Genomic DNA, 1813 nt, shown 5'->3' with positions numbered 1-1813 from the left:
CTCCCCCACTCCCCCGCAACGCCTCGAACAACGCATGCACCCGATCCGACCCCGCCAACTCCTCCAGGCTCACCGCCCTCCCCTCCCCGTCCGCGATCGGCAGCCGCCAGTTCGGATACTGGTCCCACGTCCCCGGCAGGTTCTGCGGACGCCGGTCCCCGACCGCGTCCGGCAGCCACACCCCGACCAGCGAGGCGGGCGTACGCATCAGGTACCGGTACACGGCCCGGACCTGGGACTCCTCGTCGCCGCCACCCCCGCCGATCACCCCCAGCCACTCCCGCACATCGGCTGCGGACGCGGCCCGTTCCCCCTCCAGCGGCCCGTCCAACAGCCCCAGCCGCTCCCGGAGTTCGACATGCTCCCCGCTGAGGCGGGCGGCGGTGGACGGCAGGTCGTGGGTCGTCGCCGTGGCGAGGCAGTCGGCGCGCCAGCGTTCCGCCGGGACGGGCCGCCCGTCCCCGTCCCAGTCGCGCTCGAACCACAGCACGGACGTCCCGAGCACCCCGCGTTCCCGCAGGGTCTCCCGCACACCGGGCTCGACGGTCCCCAGGTCCTCGCCGATCACCACCGCCCCCGCCCGCGAAGCCTCCAGCACCAGCACCGCCAGCATCGCCTCCGCGTCGTACCGGACGTACGCGCCGTCCACCGGCGCCTCGCCATCCGGCACCCACCACAGCCGGAACAGTCCCATCACGTGGTCGATCCGCAGCGCGCCCGCGTACCGGAACAGCCCGCGCAGCAGCTCCCGGAACGGCCGGTACCCCGCCTCGGCGAGCCGGTCCGGACGCCACGGCGGCAGCCCCCAGTCCTGGCCGAGGGAGTTGAAGGCGTCGGGGGGTGCGCCGACGGACATCTCCCGGGCGAAGAAGTCCTGTTGGGCCCAGGCGTCGGCGCCGCCCGGATGCACGCCGACGGCGAGATCGTGCACAACACCGAGCGCCATGCCCGACTCCCGCTGTACGGCGCCGAGTTGGGTGTCCGCGTACCAGGCGAGCCGGCAGTGGAAGTCGACCCGCCGCATCAACTCCAGCCGGGCACGGGCGGTTTCGTCGGACCGGGGGTCGCGCAGCCCCGCCGGCCAGCGCGTCCAGTCGGTCCCGTGCACCTCCGCGAGCGCGCACCACGTCGCGTGGTCCTCCAGCGCCTGCCCCTGTTCGGCGAGGAAGTCGCAGTACACGGCCCGCCGCCCCGGCCCGAGCGGAACGGCGGCGACAGCTTCCAGCGCCTCGCGCTTCAACGCCCACACGGCGTCCCGGTCGATCAACTCCCCCTTTTCCAGGACGTCTTGGCGCAGCGCGGCACCCCGAGCCTGGAGCGCGGCGCCGTCGACGTAGGCGAACTCGGGAATCTCCTCGACCCGCAGGTACACGGGATCGGGGAACCGCCGGGAGGAGGGCCGGTACGGCGAAGGGTCGGTAGGCGGCCCCGGCACGGCCGCGTGCAACGGATTGACCTGTACGAATCCCGCGCCGAGCCCTCGCCCGGCCCATTCGACCAGCTCCCGCAGGTCCCCGAGGTCCCCCATGCCCCAGGAGCGCCGGGAGAGCAGCGAATAGAGCTGGACGAGAATCCCGTACGACCGCGAGGCCGGAGTGGGCAACCGCGCGGGCGCGACGACGAGTTGGGCGACGCCGGTCCGCCCGTCGGGGACGGTGACGGTCAACTCGTGTACGCCGAGGGGCAGTTCGTCCAGCCTGTCCCGGACTTCTCCCTCCTCGGTGACGATTCGCACCGCGCTCCCCTCGGGAAGCGCGGGCGCCGCCTCGCCCGCCCACTGCACCAGCGTCGGCGCCACCACCCGCTCCCCCAC

1 protein-coding gene is annotated in these 1813 nt (G+C 73.8%); it reads right to left on the bottom strand.

The window, feature by feature from the left end:
* Positions 1–1813 (bottom strand): 4-alpha-glucanotransferase (malQ, locus tag AOK24_RS34605; RefSeq protein WP_055723947.1); only part of this gene is annotated, 1813 nt, incomplete at both ends.

It is taken from the genome of Streptomyces niveiscabiei (genome assembly GCF_001419795.1).
GTDB lineage: Bacteria > Actinomycetota > Actinomycetes > Streptomycetales > Streptomycetaceae > Streptomyces > Streptomyces niveiscabiei.
The sequence above is the reverse complement of the archived record's forward strand: the minus strand, read 5'-3'. Positions and strand labels throughout refer to the sequence as shown.